Source organism: uncultured Campylobacter sp., from assembly GCF_938031315.1.
GTDB lineage: Bacteria > Campylobacterota > Campylobacteria > Campylobacterales > Campylobacteraceae > Campylobacter_B.
Window position 1 is genome coordinate 1 of record NZ_CALHHT010000400.1, and the last position, 1,143, is coordinate 1,143.

A 1,143-nucleotide genomic window follows, 5' to 3' on the forward strand; every position below is an offset into this window, starting at 1 on the left:
ATTAAAGGGCTGATAAATGGACTATTTTAGCCCATTCGCTTCCATTTGGCGTTTGGAATTTATGGGTACTGCTAAACGAGCGCGAGATTTGAAATTTTGAAATTTTGAAATCTCGCGCAGTTTAAATTTTAAAATTTTGCGCTTGCCGGCGCAGCTGGAGCCTAAAAAATTTTAAAGCAGGACGCACGCTGCTTATCAAAATTTTAAATCTCATTTCGGTCTGTATTTTAATGACGCTCTGAATTTATCGCCGTAAGCTTATCCTGCTTGCGTCGCCGCTATCTGCGATAAATTACGCGGCGCAAGCCTAGCGTCTTTTAAAGTGCTTCGTATCGATACTGCGCGCCGTGTTTTCAGCCTATCCGATGCTACTTAAAATTTCGCGGCGCAATGTTTATTGCAGTTGGCGCCATGCTTGATAAAATTTGCCCGCCATTATCGCAAGAAAAATGAGCGTCAAAGCTCCAAATACCGTAGCCGTAAATTTATCATCCGTCGTAGCGTATTTGTCATATCTGAATTTCATCAGATACTCGCGCTGCGGCGGATCGATGCTTGCATTATAATCCAAAAATAAGACCTGATATGCCGTACCGCGACCCCGAAACGGAAACGGACGGCTTTGATACCAAGCTTTAACTCGTCTGCCTTCCAGCCATTCGTGTGCAATCAACAAGATAGAGGGCCTACCGCCTACATCTTGCCATTCGTCTATTTCTAGATACCGCAGATTGGCTTCGATCATTCGCGCACTGTGCAGCATTTTATTTTTATAAAAGGGGGTTAGGTTATCCGTATCGCCGTTTAAAAAAATCTTGATAGTCCTACGATCGTCGGTGAAAACCTCCAGATACCGGCGCTCATCATCGCTTCCAACATCCATGATTATTCCGTGTGCGATTTTCAGATCATCTAAACTTTTCGGATTCAAGCTAAAAAGAAATCCATACCAAATCAGCACAAAACAAAATGCGGCCTTAAATATCACAAATTTGCTATCCAATTTATGCTAGATTTCGCTAAATTTCATTAATACTCCGTTTTATAAGTTTCGACACAGGCTGTGAAATTGCGCAATAAAGCGCAAGTTAGGCTGCATGACAAAGCTCGCGATATAAAATTACGATGCGAAATTTTATATCT

General features: G+C 41.9%; 1 protein-coding gene. It reads right to left on the reverse strand.

Annotated elements, in window-relative coordinates; all coding sequences use genetic code 11:
• Positions 1 to 394: 394 nt before the first annotated feature.
• Positions 395 to 883: a hypothetical protein gene (locus tag Q0236_RS10050; RefSeq protein WP_297917367.1), complete on the reverse strand. Its 489-nt coding sequence runs from the start codon at positions 881 to 883 to the stop codon at positions 395 to 397.
• Between the last annotated feature and the right edge of the window lie 260 nt (positions 884 to 1,143).